Here is an 18,210-nt window from a genome sequence, read left to right on the forward strand (position 1 = left end):
CGGGACGGCCCTGCGCGCCGTCCCGCGACCGGGCCACACGCTCAGCGCAGCGGCACGCGCGACGGCATCGACGCGCCCGCGCGCCGGTTGCGAACGACATAGCCCACGCCCAGCACGGCGAGCCAGACCGGGATGAGATAGACCGAGATGCGCAGATCGGGAATCAGGCACATCACCACCAGAATGCCGCCGAGGAAGGCGAGGCACAGGTAGTTGGTGAGCGGATAGCCGAGGCTGCGGAACGTGGTCGTTTCACCGGCACGGGCCTTCGCGCGGCGGAATTGCAGGTGAATGAGACTGATCATCGCCCAGTTGATGATGAGCGCCGACACGACGAGCCCCATCAGCAGCTCGAACGCCTTGCCCGGCATCAGGTAGTTGATCAGCACGCACGCGGCAGTCGCGAGCGCGGAGACGCCGAGCGCGACGAGCGGAATGCCGCGCGCGTTGACCTTGAGCAGCGCGCGCGGCGCGTTGCCCTGCTGCGCGAGGCCGTACAGCATGCGGCTGTTGCAGTACACGCCGCTGTTGTAGACCGAGAGCGCCGCCGTGAGCACCACCGCATTCAGCACGTGGGCCACGAAGTTGCTGTTCATCGCGTGGAAGATCAGCACGAACGGGCTGCCGCCGGAGACTACCTTCTCCCACGGATACAGCGAAAGCAGCACGCCAAGCGCGCCCACATAGAAGATCAGGATGCGGTAGATCACCTGATTGGTCGCGCGCGGGATCGTGCGCGAAGGATCATCCGCCTCGGCCGCGGTGATGCCGACGAGCTCGAGCCCGCCGAACGAGAACATGATGACGGCCATGGCCATCACGAGACCCGAGATGCCGTTCGGAAAGAAGCCGCCATGACGCCAGAGGTTCGTCACGCTCGCTTCCGGCCCGGCGCTGCCCGAGAAGAGCAGATAGCCGCCGAAGCCGATCATGCCGACGATCGCCACGACCTTGACGATCGCGAACCAGAACTCCAGCTCGCCGTACGATTTGACGCTCGTGAGGTTGATCGCGTTGATGACGCAGAAGCATACGAGCGCGGAGACCCATGTCGGGACGCCCGGCCACCAGTACTGCACGTAGATGCCGACCGCCGAAAGCTCGGCCATCGACACGAGAATGTAGAGCACCCAGTAGTTCCAGCCCGACAGAAAGCCCGCGTATTGCCCGCAGTACTTGTCCGCGAAATGGCTGAAGGAACCCGCGACGGGCTCGTCGACGACCATCTCGCCGAGTTGCCGCATGATGAAAAACGCGACGATGCCGGCGATCGCGTAGCCGAGCAGGACCGACGGCCCCGCTGATTTGATCGTCTGGGCGATACCGAGAAACAGCCCTGTCCCGATCGCGCCGCCGAGCGCGATCAGCTGAATGTGACGGTTCTTCAGGCCGCGCTTGAGCGTGCCGTGTCCCTCATGTGCCACGTGTCTCTCTCCTTTTGTGCTGCGGTTGATTCCGGACGCTTCCGACTTCAAGCGTGCCCCGCTCGATTAGGGGAATCAGTGTAAGTTTCTTGCGGCACAATATGATTTCCTAAGAGCCGCATACAAACCCTAGTTTGCGAATCTGGATTTCCTCAAGTCGCCCATCGGAGAAATAAAATTGCAGACCATCGAGATCGATCGTATCGACCTGCGTTTGCTCGGGATTCTGCAATCCCGCGGACGCATCTCCAATCTCGAACTCGCGGAGGCCATCAATCTGTCGCCGGCACAGACGTTGCGGCGTCATCGGCGGCTGGAGGAACTGGGCGTGATCAAGGGCTATGAAACCCGGCTCGATGCGCAAGTGCTCGGCTTCGGTGTGGTCGCGTTCATCCAGGTGACGATGGAGCGCGGCCACGTGCGCGACCTGGCGAAGTTCAAGGGCGTCGTCGGCAGGCTCGCGGAGATCCAGGAGTGCTTCGCCGTCACCGGCGATATCGATTACATGCTGAAGGTCATCGCGCGGGATCTTAAAGGCTTGTCGGAATTCCTGCTCGATACGCTGATGCGCATTCCGGGCGTAAGCGGTGTCAAGTCGAGCGTGTGTCTCGACGAACTCAAGTGCGTGAGCGCGGTGCCGCTCGAATCGTAGAACCGTTCTACGATCACGATGTGTGCCGCAGAAACCGCGCATCTTTCGCACTGACCGAACCCGTCCGAACGCGTCAAACCGATGACCTCCAACCTCGATGCAACCCGGCGAGCCTCGATTCCCCGCACCGTATGGGCACTCGGCATCGTCAGTCTGTTCATGGACCTGTCGTCCGAGCTGGTGCACGCGCTGCTGCCCATCTATCTCGTCACGACGATGGGCATGAGCGTCACCGCGCTCGGCGCGCTCGAAGGCGCCGCCGAAGCGACTTCGATGATCGTGAAAGTCTTTTCCGGGTCCTTGAGCGACTGGCTCGGCCGTCGCAAGGGTCTGCTGTTGCTCGGCTATGGCCTCGCCGCGTTGACGAAGCCGCTGTTTCCGCTTGCGGACACGCCGGCGCTGGTCGCGACCGCGCGCCTGCTCGACCGCTTCGGCAAGGGCATCCGCGGAGCGCCCCGCGACGCGCTCGTCGCGGACATCGCGCCGCCCGAGATCCGCGGCGCCTGCTTCGGCTTGCGGCAGTCGATGGACACGATCGGCGCGTTTGCCGGCCCCCTGCTCGCCATCGCGCTGATGCTCGCGCTGTCCGATCACATCCGCGCGGTGCTCTGGTTCGCGACGGTGCCGGCATTCGTGGCGGTCGCCGTCATCGTCCTTGGTGTTCGCGAACCTGAACATCCGCCGGTGCAAGGTCGATTCCGGTCGCCGCTGCACTGGCAGTCGTTACGTGAATTTTCCGGCCGTTACTGGTATGTCGTCGGCATCGGCGCCACGTTCACGCTGGCGCGTTTCAGCGAGGCGTTTCTCGTGCTGCGCGCGCAGCAGACCGGGCTCGACATCGCATGGATTCCCGGCGTGATGGTGGTGATGAGCCTCGCGTATTCGCTCTCCGCGTATCCGGCCGGCGCCTTGTCCGATCGCTGGAACCCGCGTGCGCTGCTCGCCTGCGGCCTCGTGCTGCTGATCGCGGCCGACGTGCTGCTTGGCGCCGGTGCGTCGATGATGACGCTGTTCACGGGCGTCGCCTTGTGGGGGCTGCACATGGGCTTCACGCAAGGCATTCTTGCGGCGATGATCGCCGAGGCGGCGCCCGCTTCGCTGCGCGGCACCGCGTTCGGCGTGTTCAATCTCGCGAGTGGCCTGTGCATGGTGCTGGCAAGTTCGATCGCGGGCTGGCTATGGGATCGCAGCGGCGCTTCGACGACGTTCTTTGCCGGCGCCGCGCTCGCGCTCATACCGCTCGTCATGTGCATGCTCGCGCGCGACAGTTGAACTGCCCGATCGCGTGTACGATGGAAAGAGTCGACCAACGAGTTTCGGGAGGCGCCATGAAAGCGGTGTGCCCGCTGCACGGGCCAACGACCATCATCCGCACGAATGCGTACGGATTTCCGGTGTATGCGTGCTGCTGCGACGACGTGCCTTTTGTCACGCCCCCGGACGCATGTACGAGAGCGCCGACGCAACGCGGCCGCCCGGATCAGTCACAGCAGCCCCAACGGCCGAAAACCACGAAGGAATGAATGCGGACCGCGCGCTCGCGACGGTAACAGGACCGCGCCACGCTCGGGCAGTTGCGCCTGCTGCACGACTCGTATGAGGAAAGCGCGCGGCGTGAAGAAGCGAACCCCAAGCGTTCGCGAGAGTTCGCGCCGTGAGGTGCTGCCCGATGCCCGTATCGCGCGGTGGGCGGCCGAACGCGCGCCGCAGCCGATGAAACGCGAGTCGCATCGCAATTCCTTCATGCCCCCGAAGCCTCCCGTCGAATCGCCGAGTTAACCGCCCTCGCCTCACCTGACCAACGTCCATCATTCGGCTGCGCTGCACCGACAGCGTTCGCCGTGAATGCATGCGGGTTTTCCTTGGCTCATGCGGGAAAGTCATGCGCCTCATGAAATCTTTTCGATTGTTGCCGCCGCGGCACCGCGTCGAGAATGATTGCAACACAGCCGCCAGCGCCCAGGCACAAGACAAGTCGAATCGAGATCACTGCAAGTTCGTGCCGCCGTTCAGCACGCGATGCCGACTCGTCTTTCCTGCCGCGTCCACGGACAACCCAACCAGGAATGCGACGACCGATGAACCTTCGCGAATCCATCAAGCACTTCGATGAACGCAATGTCAGAGCGGCAAACCGGCAGGTGGCTCCATGCCATCGAACCTGTGGCGAAGCGCTCGTCACATTGCTCGAGGAATATGGCGTTCAGTACGTGTTCGGCATCCCGGGCGTGCACACCGTGGAACTCTATCGCGGTCTTGCGAGCTCGCCGATCCGGCACGTGACGCCCCGCCACGAACAGGGCGCGGGCTTCATGGCCGACGGCTACGCGCGAGTCACAGGCAAGCCTGGCGTGTGCTTCATCATCACCGGGCCGGGCATGACCAACATCGCGACCGCGATGGCACAGGCCTATGCCGACTCCATACCGATGCTCGTGATATCGAGTGTCAATGCGCGGCGCGATCTGGGAAGTGGAGACGGGCGCCTGCACGAATTGCCTTCGCAGCGCGAAGTATTCAACGGACTCGCCGCCTTCTCCCACACACTGCTGGACGCCGCCGAATTGCCCCAGGTGCTGGCGCGCGCGTTCGCGGTATTCGAGAGCGCCCGGCCCCGGCCTGTGCATATCGAAATCCCGCTCGACGTGATCGTTGCCCCGGCGAACGTCATCAAGGCGGCACCCGTAGTGCGCCCCGCGAGGCCCACCGCACACCCCGCCGCGCTCGCCTCCGCGGCGGAGCTGCTTGCCGAGGCGCGGCGCCCGCTGATCCTCGCAGGCGGCGGTGCGGCACGCGCCGCAGTCGAACTGCGCGAAATCGCCGAACGGCTGCAGGCGCCCGTCGCGCTCACGACCAACGCGAAAGGTCTCCTGCCGTGCGGGCAGCCGCTTCTCATCGGCTCCACGCAGTCGCTTCCGCAAACCCGCGCGATGATTCGCGAAGCCGACGTGGTGCTCGCGGTCGGAACCGAACTGGGTGAGACCGACTATGACGTCGTATTCGACGGCGGGTTCGCGATCGCCGGGCAGCTCATCCGCATCGATATCGACGCGCAGCAGCTGATGCGCAACGTTCATCCGGACGTGGCCATCGTCGGCGACTCGCGGGAGGCGTTGAGCGCCCTGTCGACAAGACTGCACGAGCGACCTGTTCGGCCTCCCTCGTCCGACTGGGGCGCCGCGCGCGTGACGGCAGTGCGCGACGCCATCATGGCCAGCTGCGACGCCGCGATGCGATCGCAGAAGCGCCTGATCGACACGATCGTCGGTGCGTTGCCCGACGTCATCATTGCAGGCGATTCGACGAGCCCGGTCTACGCAGGCAACTTCCTCTACGATGCGCCGACACCGCGCTCCTGGTTCAACTCGTCGACCGGCTACGGCACCCTGGGCTATGGCCTGCCCGCCGCGATCGGCGCGAAGCTCGCCGCATGCGGACGGCCGGTCGTATGCCTGATCGGAGACGGCGGCCTTCAGTTCACGCTGCCGGAGCTGGCGAGCGCGGTCGAAGCGCGCGTGCCCGTGATCGTGCTGCTGTGGAACAACTTCGGTTACGGCGAAATCCGGAAATATATGGCCGAGCGCGATATCTCGCCCGTTGGTGTCGATATCTACACGCCTGACTTCGCGGCGCTGGCAAGAGCTTTCGGATGCGAGGCGGCAAGCGTCGACGGCCCGCAGGCCCTCGACCTCGAATTGCGGCGAGCGGTATCGCGCGAGGTCCCGACCGTGATCGAGGTTCGCGAAGCCGACTGGTTCGCACGGGTGCCGTCATGAGCGCGCAGGCACGCCCCCTTTTCGAATTCCCGCTGCGTACTCAGCTCTTCATCGACGGCCGCTGGTGCGCGCCCGAGACGAGACAGCGGCTGCCCGTCGTCAATCCATCGACTGAAGAGACGATCGTCGAAGTGGAGGCCGGCGGCCCCGCCGATGTAGATCGCGCGGTGCGCGCGGCGGCACATGCCTTTCGCGCCTGGAAGCAGACTTCGGGCGCGGAGCGCGCGGCCCTTCTGCGAGCGATTGCCCGCGGCGTGGAGGCGCGCCGCGAGCATCTCGCCGCCCTTCAGTCGCTCAACAACGGCAAGCCGATCGCCGAATCCCGGATCGACGTCGGCGACGTGGTCGCCACCTTCGACTATTACGCGGAGCTGGCCGAAGGGCTGGATGCCGCCGAAGAAGAAGTCGCCATCCCCAACGGCGATCATCGCGCGGTGATCCGTCGTGAGCCGGCGGGCGTCGTCGGATTGATCGTGCCGTGGAACTTCCCGATGGTCACGACGGCGTGGAAGCTCGCCCCTGCGCTCGCCGCGGGATGCACCGTCGTGCTGAAGCCCTCCGAATTCACCCCGCTGCCGGAACTGGAGCTGGCCGCGATCGTCGAGCAGGCCGGTCTGCCGCCGGGCGTGTCCAACGTCGTGACGGGCACCGGAACGGAAGTCGGCGCAGCGCTCACGACACATCCGCTGGTGTCAAAGGTCTCGTTCACCGGCAGCACGGCGGTCGGCGAGCAGGTCATGAAAGCGGCCGCTCAAACCATCAAGGGCGTGAGCCTCGAACTGGGCGGCAAGTCGTCCATCATCGTTTTCGCGGACGCCGACCTCGATCTCGCTGTCGATCTCGTGGCGGGCGGCGCGCTCTTCAATGCCGGGCAGATGTGCTCGGCCACTTCGCGCGTGCTCGTCGAGCGACCGCTCGCGCAAGCGCTGATCGCTCGCCTCGCCGACCGGGTGGCGCGCACCGTCGTCGCTGATCCGTTTGCGTCCGGCGTGCAGATGGGGCCGCTCACGACCCGCGCGCAGTACGAACGCGTGCAGCGTTACATCGCGCGCGGCAAGGCGGACGGCGCGAGCCTGGTGGTCCAGGGCGGCGCGCCGGAAGGCCGCGGATATTTCGTGCAGCCCACGATGTTCGTCGATGTGCCCACCGGCAGCGCGGTGTGGCGCGAAGAAATCTTCGGGCCGGTGTTGTGCGTGCGCAGCTTCGATACGGAAGACGAAGCGATCGCCACGGCCAACGACACCGAGTTCGGGCTGGTCGCAACCGTCGTCACGAGCGACCCGGCGCGCGGCCAGCGTGTGGCCGGTGCACTGCAGGCGGGCGTCGTGTGGATCAATGCACCACAACTGATCTTTCCGCAGACCTCCTGGGGCGGCTACAAGAAAAGCAGCCTCGGCCGCGAGCTCGGGCCGTTCGGACTCGCGGCTTTCCAGGAAATCAAACAGGTATTGACCGCGACCGGCCCCGGCTGAACGGCTTTTTCGAATCCCGAGCCATGCGCCCGGCTCATGGCAACCATGCCGAGATTTCGTTTGTTTCCGAAATTTTGCATCCCTAGAGTGTTCTCACCAGCGCCGTTGTCGATCACCTACCGCATTGACCTACTGCTGCATCGCTCAGCGAGGAGATAACCATGCAAGACATCAAACGAGGCAGAAGGCAGGCCATCAAGACCATCGGCATGGCGCTGGCTGCATCGAGCCTGCCGATGCCGTTCATCAGCACGGCGAAGGCACAGGAGAAGCGCTTTGCTGGCAAGACGCTGCGCCTGCTCACCTGGTCCGACGACACTGGCGCCGCGGCACTGCGCAACATCGCCATGACCTTCAGCCAGAAGACCGGCGCACAGGTCATCGCCGACCGGGCTGACGGCACGTCCGGCATGGTGGCGAAAGTCAAGGCGGCGGGAGACCGGCCGACCTACGACGTGATCACGCTTGCGGGAGTGGGGGCCTCGGGGCTCGCGGATGCCGGCCTCCTGATGAAGCCTGATCTGAACCGGCTGCCCAATCTGAAGGATGTCGCCCCGCAGTACCGGACCGGCGCCAACGGCTTCGGCATCGGCTACCTGCTGTGGTCGGACGGCCTCGTCTACAGCACGTCGTCCGTGAAGACGCCGCCCTCGACCTACGAGGCGCTGTGGGATCCGAAGTATGCGGGCCGTCTCTTCCTGCCGCCGCCGGAATGGGCCGAAGCGGTCGATCTCGCGATCATTGCCGCCAAGATGGCCGGCGGTTCGCAGCAGAACATCGAGCCCGGCTTCGTGAAGCTCGCTCAACTGAAGGACCGGGTGCTCACGCTCGGAGAGAATCCGAATCAGGTCGCCGACCTGTTTCGCACCGGGTCGCTGGATATCGGCGGCATCTATTCGCCGGCATTCTTCCCCAATCAGTTGCGCAAGCCCGAGTACAAGATGGCCGTCACGTACGGAATGAAGGAAGGCTTCGCGACCCAGCTGATGTTCACGGTCATTCCGAAGGCGCATCCGGGCGACATCGACCTGATCCACGCGTTCATCAACCATTCGCTCGACGCCGGCGTGCAAGGCCGCATGGCCGCCGACGTGCTGAACGGTCCGGTGAACTCGAAGGCGGTGATCCCGGCCGAAAGCCGCGCGTTCGTGCCGTCCCCTCAGCAGATCGCGGAGAACGCCGTGCTGCACGACGACAAGGCGCTGGCGGCGGTACAGCCGGCCTGGATCAAGCGCTATACGGAAATCTTCTCGGCCTGACATCCATGTCCGCACTTTCATTCCGCCGCAGGACGGCAGCGATGGCGGGCGTTGCCCTTGAGCGGTCGGCGCCGCCGGCGCTGCCCAGGGTGCCCCCATGGGTGCTGCTCGCGCCCATCCTGGCATTTCTCGCCGTGCTCGTCGCGGCCGCGCTCGCGGTGCTGCGCATGAGCTTCGGCGTGTCGGGGAACGAGTGGCATGCGTTCACGCTGCGCAATTACACCGACCTCGTCGATTCGTACTTCCTGCGTTCGCTCTGGCTCACACTGCGGCTCGCATTTCAAAGCATGATCTGCGCGGTGCTCCTCGCGATTCCCGTGGCGCTTGCCATGGCGCGCACCGAGTCGCGGATCGCCCGCCGGCTTCTCCTCGCGGGCGTGCTGCTGCCGCTGCTCGTCAACCTGCTGTTGCAAGGCTACGGATGGCTCGTGATGCTGGGGCCGGCCGGCCTGCTGAATCATGCGCTGCTCGCCGCAGGCGTCATCCGGCGTCCGCTGCAGTGGCTCTATCGCGAGAATGGCGTGCTGCTCGGCCTGATCCAGACCGCCTTCCCGCTCGCCGTGCTGCCGCTCGCGAGCGCGATGCGCGCCGTATCGCGCTCTTACGAGGAAGCAGCCGCAACGCTGGGCGCGACCCGCTGGCAGACGCTGCGCCACATCATCCTGCCGCTCGCGATGCCAGGCCTCGTCTCCGGTGCATTGCTCGTATTCGCCTACAACGCAAGCGCGTTTGCCGTCCCCCTGCTGCTTGGCGGGCGTCGCGTGCCCATGCTCGCCGTGCTCGTGCATGACCAGGTGGCGCCGCTCCTGAACTGGCCGGCCGCGTCGGCATCCGGCGTGGTGCTGATGGTGGCGACGCTCGTGGTCATGGCGGTCTCGCAACGGCTTGTACGCAGCATGCAACGCATGGAGGAATCCCGTTCATGAACACCTTGCGCCTTCCCGCGATCATGCCCGGACGTCTGAGCCGTGCAGCCAGCCTGCTCGCGACCATCGTGCTCTTTCTCGCGGCATTGCCGATCCTGACCATGATCACGATGTCATTCGGCAATTCGGACACGCTCGAGTTTCCGCCGCAGAGCTTCGGGCTGCGCTGGTATCAGGCCGCGTGGCACACGTTCCTGTCGCCCGATGCCGGCGATGTGCTCTCGATGGGAACCGCCCTGACGACGAGCCTCATCGTCGCGATCTCGACGATGATCATCGCCACCGCGGTTTCAGTGCCCGCGGCCTACGCGCTCTCGCGCTACCGCTTCCGCGGCAAGGCCCTGATCGAACAGCTCGTCGCGCTGCCGCTCGTCTATCCGCTCGTGATGCTCGGCCTCTCGCTGCTGCTCGTGTTCAACGTGCTGCCCGTCGAGCTCGGCCTGTTGCGGCTCATCATCGCGCACGTGATTCTCGCCTTGCCGTTCACGGTGAAGAACTGCGCCGCATCCGTCGCGTCGATCGGCCCCGAGTTCGAGGAAGCCGCGTGCCTGATGGGCGCGAGCCCGCGCCGCGCGATCGTCGACGTGGTGTTGCCGCTGATGCGGCCGGGCATTCTCGCCGGCATGCTGTTCGCCTTCATCATCTCGTTCAACGAATTCACGGTGACGTTCTTTCTGTACGGCATCGATACGATGACGCTGCCCATCTGGCTGTACAGCCGCACCGTGTCGTCGCTCGATCCAACCGTGTTTTCGTTTGCGGTCTTCATCGTGCTCGTCGACTTTGCATTGATCTGGCTGCTCGAGAAGCTGGTCGGCGATGAAGGCGTTGTGCTTTAACCGTCGCCGCTTTGGCCTTCGCGTGCACAGGGAACTCTCATGACTCATTTGACACTTCAGGCGGTGACGAAGCGCTTTCACACCGCGTTCGCCGTCGATCACGTCGACCTCGCCGTGCCCGACGGCAAGCTGGTGTGCTTTCTCGGACCGTCCGGCTGCGGGAAGACGACACTGCTGCGGATCATCGCGGGGCTCGAAACGCCATCGTCCGGTGCCGTCGCATTTGCAGGTCGCGACCTTACGCACGTGCCGGCAAACCAGCGCGATTTCGGCATGGTGTTCCAGTCGCTCGCCCTCTTCCCGCATATGACGGTCGCGCAGAACGTCGCCTATCCGCTGCGGCTGCGCCGGGTCGAGAGAAGCGCGCAAGCCAGGCGGGTCGCCGAGCTGCTCGAACTGATCCAGTTGCCGCACATGGCGGACCGGCCGGTCTCCCAGCTTTCGGGCGGCCAGCGTCAGCGCGTGGCGATTGCGCGCGCCATCGCGTCGTCACCGAAGCTGTTGCTGCTCGACGAACCGCTCTCCGCGCTCGACGCGAAGCTGCGCGAAGCGATGCAGGTCGAAATCCGTCTGCTGCAGCAGCGCCTGGGCATCACGACGATCATGGTGACGCATGACCAGCGCGAAGCCATGACGATGGCCGACGAGATCGTCGTGATGGAAAAAGGACGCATCGCCCAGGTTGGCAAGCCACTCGACATCTATCGCAATCCCGTCAGCGAATTCGTCGCCGATTTCATCGGCCTCGGCAACATCCTGCCCGTCACGCACGACGGCGGCGACCGGATCGGGCTTCCGGGCGGCCAGCAGATCATCGTCGATGCCGCGCCGCGCGCAAATGGCGCGGCAGGCGAGGTCCGCCTGCTGATTCGCCCCGAAGACGTGTCCATGCGGGCTGCCGTAGCCAGTCCCGGACCCAATGTGCTGGCCGGAAAGGTGACGTTCATCCGGGATGTCGGCGCGTCGCTCGAAGCCACCATCGATTGCGCCGGCTTCACGCTGACCGCGGCCACGACACCACGCGAGACGCCGGACCTCCAGGTGGGCATGCCCATCTTCGCGGAATTACCGCCGCACGCCTGCAAGCTCATCGCGGCACGCACCGCGCACTGAATTCACGCCGTCCCAAGCCTAATCACAGGAGACATCCTCATGAACACCACGAATCCCGCGAAGCGCTTCCTCGTGCGCACGTCCGCCCTCCTCTCCTTCTCGTGCATCGTCGGCCTTGGCGCATTTGCGCCGCTGGCGCAGGCCGATGCGCTCGACACGATCAACAAGTCCGGTGTCGTGCGGATCGGCGTCTTCGAGGACTATCCGCCGTTCGGCTCCATCGGGCCGGACATGAAGCCGCAAGGCTATGACATCGACGTGTCGAGCCTGATCGGCAAGACGCTCAACGTGAAGGTCGAACTGGTTCAGGTCACGGGTGACAACCGCATGGCGTACCTTGCCGACCATAAAGCCGACATGCTGCTCTCGGTCGGCAAGACGCCGGAGCGCGAAAAGGTGATCGACTTCTCGCAACCGTATGCGCCGTACAACCTGGCCGTGTTCGGTTCGAAATCGCTTGCGGTGAAGAACGCAGGCGACCTGGCCGGCAAGTCCGTTGCCGTCGCGCGCGGCACCCTCGAAGACCTGAGCGTGAGCAAGGTCGCGCCGCCGTCCGCGGTCATCAAGCGTTTCGACGACCCGAACGGCGCAATCTCCGCGTTCCTGTCCGGTCAGGCGCAATTGCTCGTGGTGGGCAACGACGTGGGCGCGACGATCATCGCGCGTCATCCCGCGAACGATCCCGAGCAGAAGTTTTCGCTCTTCAGTTCGCCCGATCACGTGGGCCTGAACAAGAACGAGCCGCGCCTCAAGCAGAAGGTGGACGAGGCCATCGCGGCGGCGAAGAAGGACGGCACGATGAACGCCATCTCCCAGAAGTGGCTGCGGGCACCGCTGCCGGCCGATCTGTGATGCGCTTCGCTTTCCACTCGCTCGCACGCAGGAGGGCGCCGCGATGACCTACACGTTCGATTTCAGCGACTTCGGCCTCTACGCAGACGTACTCGCGCATGGCGTCGCGGTCACGCTCGGCCTGACCGCCGCGTCGACCGTGCTGGGCGGCATGGTAGGCATCGTGGGAGCGTGCATCGCCGTGGCGGGCTCGAAGTGGGCTCGCGCCCTCGTGGCCGCGTATGTCGAGCTCATCCGCAATACGCCGTTTCTCGTGCAGCTCTTCTTCGTGTTCTTCGGACTGCCCAGTCTCGGCGTGCACGTCGACGAAATCGAGGCCGCCGTGCTGGCGATGACGGTAAACCTTGGCGCCTATGCCATCGAAATCGTCCGGGCGGGGATCGACTCGATTCCGCGCGGGCAGACTCAGGCTGCGATGGCGCTCGGCTTGCGGGGCCCGCAGGTCTTCCGCCACGTCGTGTTGCCGCAGGCGCTCGCAAACGTGTTTCCGGCGTTGCTCGGGCAGGTGCTGATCGTGATGCTCGGTTCCGCGGTCGTATCGCAGATTTCGGTGCCGGACCTGACCCATGCCGCCAGCTTCATTCAGTCGCGCAATTTCCGTTCGTTCGAATGCTATGTGATCGTCACCGCGATCTATCTGGCGCTGTCGATCGTGTTGCGCATGCTGATCAACCGGCTCGGCAAGCGGCTGTTCGCGGGACGGGCCGCCCGTGGCGTGATGATCGCGCCTCGTCGCGGCTTGCGTAGCCTGTTCTCCGTGCGTCTCGGCGGCGCGGAGCCCGGCCTTCCCAAGGAGCGTTCACGATGATCGAATTCACGCTATGGGATATCGCGCGCAACCTGCTGCTCGCCGCGCGCTGGACCGTGTTGCTGTCGTTGATCGCGTTCCTCGGGGGCGGCCTGACGGGGCTCGTGCTGCTCGCCATGCGGGTGTCGCCGCTGCCGTGGCTGCGCCGGATGGTGGTGCTGTACGTCGAGCTGTTCCAGGGCACGCCGCTTCTGATGCAGCTCTTCCTCGGGTTCTTCGGCTTGCCGCTGCTGGGCGTCGAGGTGTCGCCCTGGGCCGCCGCGACGGTCACGCTCACGCTTTACACGGGCGCCTATCTCGCCGACATCTGGCGAGGCTGTGTGGAGGCGGTGCCGCGCGGCCAATGGAGCGCGGCGGCGAGCCTCGGCATGACGTGGACGCAGCAGCTGCGTTATGTCGTCTGGCCGCAGGCATGGAAGATCGCCGTGCCGCCTACCGTGGGATTTCTCGTGCAGGTCGTGAAGAGCACCGCGCTCACGTCGATCATCGGGCTCACGGAGCTGACCAAGACCGGGACCATGATCACGAACGCAGCGTTTCGTCCCTTCCCGATCTACGCCCTCGTTGCGTTGCTGTACTTCGCCATGTGCTTTCCGTTGACCTGGTATGCGCGCGCGCTTGAGCGCCGGTATCAGGTCGGCCGGCATCGGTGAAGCTCGCCGCCGTGGCAGGCGTCCTCGTTCAACCATGTCAAAACGGGTTTGCGCATGATTTCCATCGGTAATGTATCGAAGTGGTATGGGCAGTTTCAGGTACTGACCGACTGCACCACCGAAGTCAGCAAAGGCGAAGTGGTCGTGGTCTGCGGGCCTTCCGGATCCGGCAAGTCGACGCTCATCAAGACAGTCAATGGGCTCGAGCCGTTCCAGAGCGGGACCATCACGATCAACGGCGAGTCCGTCCGCGACAAGCGCACCAGTCTGTCGAAACTGCGCGCGAAGGTCGGGATGGTGTTTCAGCACTTCGAGCTGTTTCCGCACATGTCGATCACGGAAAATCTCACGCTCGCACAGACGAAAGTCCTGGGGCGCTCGAAAGACGAAGCCGCCGACAAGGCGCTGCGCCTGCTTCGGCGGGTCGGCCTGCGCGCGCACGCGGACAAATATCCCGGGCAGCTTTCCGGCGGCCAGCAGCAACGCGTGGCGATCGCGAGAGCGCTGTCGATGGATCCGGTCGCGATGCTGTTCGACGAACCGACTTCCGCGCTCGATCCGGAGATGATCAACGAAGTGCTGGATGTGATGGTCGAGCTGGCCCAGGAAGGCATGACGATGATGTGCGTCACCCACGAAATGGGGTTTGCCAGAAAGGTCGCGCACCGGGTGATCTTCATGGATCATGGGCGCATCGTCGAGGACGACAGCAAGGACGCGTTCTTTGCGCATCCACGGTCGGACCGCGCAAGGGAATTCCTGGGCAAGATACTCCACTAGCACCGTGCGTCCGACTTGCTACTATATGCATGACCGTCATGTCACGTTGCTGCCCGGCCGGGCATATGCCCGGCCGACATCGTTCCCATGATCGGAGACACGCCCCATGCGACGACTTCCTCCGCTCAATGCACTCCAGATCTTCGAGACGGTCGCGCGTCACCGCAGTTTCACGCGCGCGGCGGAACATCTGTGCCTCACACAAGGGGCGATCAGCAGGCAGATTCTCGCGCTGGAGGAGTACTTCGGGTTTCCCCTTTTCAAACGGGGCGCAAGGGGACTGACGTTGACGGCGGAAGGCGACGTGCTGCTGCCCGTCGTCCGGGAAGGCTTCGCGCGCATCGAGGAGGTATCGCTGCGCCTTACGCGTCAGCGCACCGATCTCGCGCTGAAAGTGCCGACCTGCGTGATGCGATGGATGCTGCCGAGGATCATGCGTTTCCAGAGCGAGCATCCCGAATTGCAGCTGCAAATCACGACGACCTGGCAGCACGACGTCGATTTTCAGGTGGAATCGTTCGACGCCGCGATCATCTATGGATCGTCGCCCGGCGCGGACGTGCACGCCGTAGCGCTCTTCGACGAGCAGCTCACGCCGGTTTGCTCGCCGGATCTGCTCGATGAAAGGCCCCTGGCCGCCGCGGCGGATCTCGCGCATCATGCCCTGCTGCATCCGACGCGGGATCACCGCGATTGGAAGCTGTGGCTGGACCGTGCGGGTGCGAGCGAGATCGACGCCACCCTCGGGCCGACATTCGAAACGCTCGATCTGGCGACGAACGCCGCCATGCAGGGGTTCGGTGTCGCAATCAGCGACCGCACGCTGGTCAGCGAAGACGTGGCGGCCCGGCGACTCGTCATGCCGTTCGACACCGTGCTCGAGACGGGCTCACGCTACTACTTCGTCTATCCGGACTGCGTTGCGAATCAGCCGAAGGTCAGGCTCTTCAGCGACTGGATCGTGCACGATCGGGATGCCGCGGCTGTGATTGAAAAGCGGCCAACCGTCGCATGACGTCGATCAATGAGCCGGTTTCGCGTGGGCGTGCTCGCCCAGCGGATGACTCTCGTCATATTCGCGCGAGATGTCCTTGTTCGTGTAGTCGCCCATCCGCCATGCGGCGGCGAGACTGAACAACGCGCACACGAAGATATAGCCTGCGATCGCATAGCCCGAGTGGTAATACGCGAAAAGCGCGGTCGCGATCAACGGCGCGGGTCCGCCTGCAATCACCGAGGCCAGTTGATAGCCCAGTGACGCGCCGCTGTACCGCAGCCGCCCCGTGAAGGACTCCGCGATCAAAGCCGCCTGCGGACCGTACATCATCGAATGCGGAACCAGTGACAGCACGATGGCCGCGAAGATCCAGGCTGGGTCCCTGCTGTCGACCATGGCGAAATAGATAAAGCCGAATATGCCCGCGAGGGCCGCGCCGATCATATACATCCGCCGGCGCCCGATGAGGTCCGATACGTGACCGAACAGTGGAATCGTGAAAAACTCCAGCACGGACGCGGCCAGGACAGCCGCGAGCAACAGATCGCGTGACGCGCCGAGGGTCCGCACGCCATAAGTGAAGACGAAGGCCGTGAAGATATAGAAAGGCGCCTGTTCGGCCATTCGTACAAGGGCGGAGAGAAGAATGTCCCTTGGCTGCCGGCGTATGACTTCGAGCATCGGCGTCTTTTCGATCTTCTGCTCGGCCAGGAGCCTGGAGAAGATCGGCGTCTCGAGAATATTCAGGCGGATATAGAGGCCGATCGCGACCAGCACGATACTGAGGACGAACGGCACGCGCCAGCCCCACGTGAGAAAGGCATTGCCGGAAATCTGACTCATTGCCAGCACGGCAAGATTGGCGATGAACAGTCCCGCAGGCACGCCGAATTGCGGCCATGAAGCGACGAAGCCGCGATGCGAGTTCGTGCGTGCCCACTCCATCGACATCAATACGGAGCCGCCCCATTCGCCGCCTACGCCCACGCCCTGGATGAAGCGCAACACGGTCAGCACGACGGCGCCCCAGATGCCGATCGTCGCGTAAGTCGGCACGAATGCGACGGCGAAGGTGGCGAGCCCCATCAGCAACAGCGTGACGATCAGCGTGGCCTTGCGTCCGATGCGGTCCCCGAAGTGGCCGAAGATGGCCGCGCCGATCGGCCTCGCGACAAAACCGACGGCGTAGATCAGAAAGGCCTGCAATGTGCCGACGAGCGGGTCCGATTCCGGGAAATACAGCTTGGCGAAGACGAGGCCGGTGACGGTGCTGTAGAGAAAGAAGTCGTACCATTCGATCGTCGTACCGATCGTGCTGGCAATGACGGCACGGCGTAACTGGCGCCGATAGTCTTCGTCGGAAAGGGGCATGGCCCCTCGTTGAGTGGCAGCCATTTCGATTCCCCAATAAGGGCAAGCGCTTATATGGACAATTTAGTCCAATAAGCGGTTCCGACATACATCACGACATGAGTAATTGCGATATGCTCGGAATGCCCTAGTGGTTAATACTATGATGCTGCGCGCACGGCGCCGTCGAACAACTGATGGTACGACGATTGAATCGAGCCGCCTGACAGCGAGTGGAATCGACCCGGCAGTTCGGCAGCCCAACCAAAGATTCGCACGCCGCCGCTCGTCAGATCTTGAAGCTCTCCAGCGTGGCGGGGTGGAACAGCTCCTCGGGCTGCAGCAAACGGCTCGACAGCCCTTCTTCGTGATGACGCTTCAGAAAGCGCGACAGCACATGCCGGTTCGGCTCGAAACCGTACGACCAGAAGTCATGGCCGAGCAGCTGGCGCGCGGCGCGCAACTGCTCTTCCACGAACGGCAGCGTCACCTTCGTCGCGGACGTGTCGCTCAGCTTCGCGAGCGCGACCGCCTTGCTCTTCTCGAACGCCTTCGCGAGCGCGCCCGGCAGCCACGGATGCTGCTCCGCGAGAGTGCGCCTCACGCCGAGCAGATGCATGATCGGGAACAGCTTCGTGCGCGTGTACCAGTCGGCAGCGGCCTTCTGCGGATCGTCGTACAGATACTTCACGTTCGGATGGCCGTTCGTGAAGCACGACGGCGCGCGCGGCCCGATCACCGCGTCGATCTCGCCCGAGGCGAGCAGGCCCGTGATGGTCGCGTTGGACGGCGCGTTCTCGAGGCGCACATCGGCGGGCAGGTTCAGTTTGATCTTCTCCTCGCGGCCGGTTTCCTCGTAGCCGCCGCGCACCCAGGTGACGTCGGAGGCCTTGACGCCGTGATCCTCTTCCAGAAAGAGCCGCGCCCAGACATTGGCCGTCAGCTGGTATTCGGGCACGCCGATGCGCTTGCCCTTCAGATCCGCGGGCGAATCGATGCCGCGATCGTTGCGCACGTAGATCGACGTGTGCCGGAACGCCCGCGACGGAAACACCGGCACGCCGATATAAGGGCTCGTGCCCGCCGCCGTCTTCACGCTATAGCTCGACAGCGACAGTTCGCAGACGTCGTAGTCCGCGTGACGAAACGCGCGGAAAAAAATCTCCTCGGGGTCCTGCAGCATGAAGACAGGATCGACGCCATCGATCTGCACTTCGCCGTCCACGAGAGGACGCATGCGGTCGTAGTTACCCACCGCAACCGAGAGGTTGAGCTTGCCCATGGTTCTGTTCCCTTGTTCGTATCTGAA

16 protein-coding genes are annotated in these 18,210 nt (G+C 64.3%); 13 read left to right on the forward strand and 3 right to left on the reverse strand.

What is annotated here, in order from left to right; genetic code table 11:
• Nucleotides 1–41: 41 nt before the first annotated feature.
• On the reverse strand, nt 42–1,424 hold the full coding sequence (locus tag AWB83_RS20790) for an amino acid permease (RefSeq protein WP_087047496.1): 1,383 nt from the start codon (nt 1,422–1,424) through the stop codon (nt 42–44).
• Between the two features lie 178 nt (nt 1,425–1,602).
• Here AWB83_RS20790 and AWB83_RS20795 point away from each other — a divergent pair, with 178 nt between their 5' ends.
• The 13 genes from AWB83_RS20795 to AWB83_RS20860 all read left to right on the forward strand — a co-directional run bounded on the left by AWB83_RS20795 (nt 1,603) and on the right by AWB83_RS20860 (nt 15,569).
• Nucleotides 1,603–2,076 (forward strand): Lrp/AsnC family transcriptional regulator, encoded by a 474-nt coding sequence (locus tag AWB83_RS20795; protein ID WP_087047497.1) that lies wholly within the window; start codon nt 1,603–1,605, stop codon nt 2,074–2,076.
• A gap of 81 nt (nt 2,077–2,157) precedes the next feature.
• Entirely contained in the window at nt 2,158–3,348 is a 1,191-nt protein-coding gene (locus AWB83_RS20800) for an MFS transporter (RefSeq protein WP_087047498.1), read from the forward strand.
• A gap of 806 nt (nt 3,349–4,154) precedes the next feature.
• On the forward strand, nt 4,155–5,852 hold the full coding sequence (locus AWB83_RS20810) for a 5-guanidino-2-oxopentanoate decarboxylase (RefSeq protein ID WP_087047500.1): 1,698 nt from the start codon (nt 4,155–4,157) through the stop codon (nt 5,850–5,852).
• A complete protein-coding gene (locus AWB83_RS20815; protein ID WP_087047501.1) occupies nt 5,849–7,324 on the forward strand; it encodes an aldehyde dehydrogenase family protein in 1,476 nt (491 codons plus the stop codon). The genes AWB83_RS20810 and AWB83_RS20815 overlap by 4 nt, the downstream gene beginning before the upstream one ends.
• A gap of 161 nt (nt 7,325–7,485) precedes the next feature.
• Complete coding sequence (locus AWB83_RS20820) at nt 7,486–8,583, forward strand: ABC transporter substrate-binding protein (protein ID WP_087047502.1); 1,098 nt, start codon at nt 7,486–7,488, stop codon at nt 8,581–8,583.
• A 41-nt stretch (nt 8,584–8,624) separates the two neighbouring features.
• Nucleotides 8,625–9,509 carry an ABC transporter permease gene (locus AWB83_RS20825; RefSeq protein ID WP_244197821.1) on the forward strand — a complete coding sequence of 295 codons (885 nt, stop codon included), beginning with the start codon at nt 8,625–8,627 and terminating at the stop codon, nt 9,507–9,509.
• Nucleotides 9,506–10,348, forward strand: a complete 843-nt coding sequence (locus tag AWB83_RS20830) for an ABC transporter permease (protein ID WP_087047503.1) — start codon at nt 9,506–9,508, stop codon at nt 10,346–10,348. Before AWB83_RS20825 ends, AWB83_RS20830 begins: the two co-directional genes overlap by 4 nt.
• Before the next feature lie 39 nt (nt 10,349–10,387).
• The gene (locus AWB83_RS20835) at nt 10,388–11,461 is read left to right on the forward strand and encodes an ABC transporter ATP-binding protein (RefSeq protein ID WP_087047504.1); all 1,074 of its coding nucleotides are present in this window, start codon (nt 10,388–10,390) and stop codon (nt 11,459–11,461) included.
• Between the two features lie 39 nt (nt 11,462–11,500).
• Complete coding sequence (locus AWB83_RS20840; protein WP_087047505.1) at nt 11,501–12,313, forward strand: transporter substrate-binding domain-containing protein; 813 nt, start codon at nt 11,501–11,503, stop codon at nt 12,311–12,313.
• Between the two features lie 43 nt (nt 12,314–12,356).
• A complete protein-coding gene (locus AWB83_RS20845; RefSeq protein WP_087047506.1) occupies nt 12,357–13,121 on the forward strand; it encodes an amino acid ABC transporter permease in 765 nt (254 codons plus the stop codon).
• Complete coding sequence (locus AWB83_RS20850; protein WP_087047507.1) at nt 13,118–13,774, forward strand: amino acid ABC transporter permease; 657 nt, start codon at nt 13,118–13,120, stop codon at nt 13,772–13,774. Before AWB83_RS20845 ends, AWB83_RS20850 begins: the two co-directional genes overlap by 4 nt.
• 54 nt (nt 13,775–13,828) lie before the next feature.
• Nucleotides 13,829–14,554 (forward strand): amino acid ABC transporter ATP-binding protein, encoded by a 726-nt coding sequence (locus AWB83_RS20855; protein WP_087047508.1) that lies wholly within the window; start codon nt 13,829–13,831, stop codon nt 14,552–14,554.
• A 106-nt stretch (nt 14,555–14,660) separates the two neighbouring features.
• On the forward strand, nt 14,661–15,569 hold the full coding sequence (locus AWB83_RS20860) for a LysR substrate-binding domain-containing protein (RefSeq protein ID WP_087047509.1): 909 nt from the start codon (nt 14,661–14,663) through the stop codon (nt 15,567–15,569).
• A 6-nt stretch (nt 15,570–15,575) separates the two neighbouring features.
• On the opposite strand, the gene AWB83_RS20865 is transcribed toward AWB83_RS20860, so the two are convergent.
• Together AWB83_RS20865 and AWB83_RS20870 are read right to left on the reverse strand one after the other, a co-directional pair.
• Nucleotides 15,576–16,946, reverse strand: coding sequence for an MFS transporter (locus AWB83_RS20865; RefSeq protein WP_087047510.1), 1,371 nt, complete (start codon nt 16,944–16,946; stop codon nt 15,576–15,578).
• 244 nt (nt 16,947–17,190) lie between these two features.
• Nucleotides 17,191–18,183, reverse strand: a complete 993-nt coding sequence (locus tag AWB83_RS20870; protein ID WP_087047511.1) for an ABC transporter substrate-binding protein — start codon at nt 18,181–18,183, stop codon at nt 17,191–17,193.
• Between the last annotated feature and the right edge of the window lie 27 nt (nt 18,184–18,210).

Source organism: Caballeronia ptereochthonis (assembly GCF_001545075.1).
Lineage (GTDB): Bacteria > Pseudomonadota > Gammaproteobacteria > Burkholderiales > Burkholderiaceae > Caballeronia > Caballeronia ptereochthonis.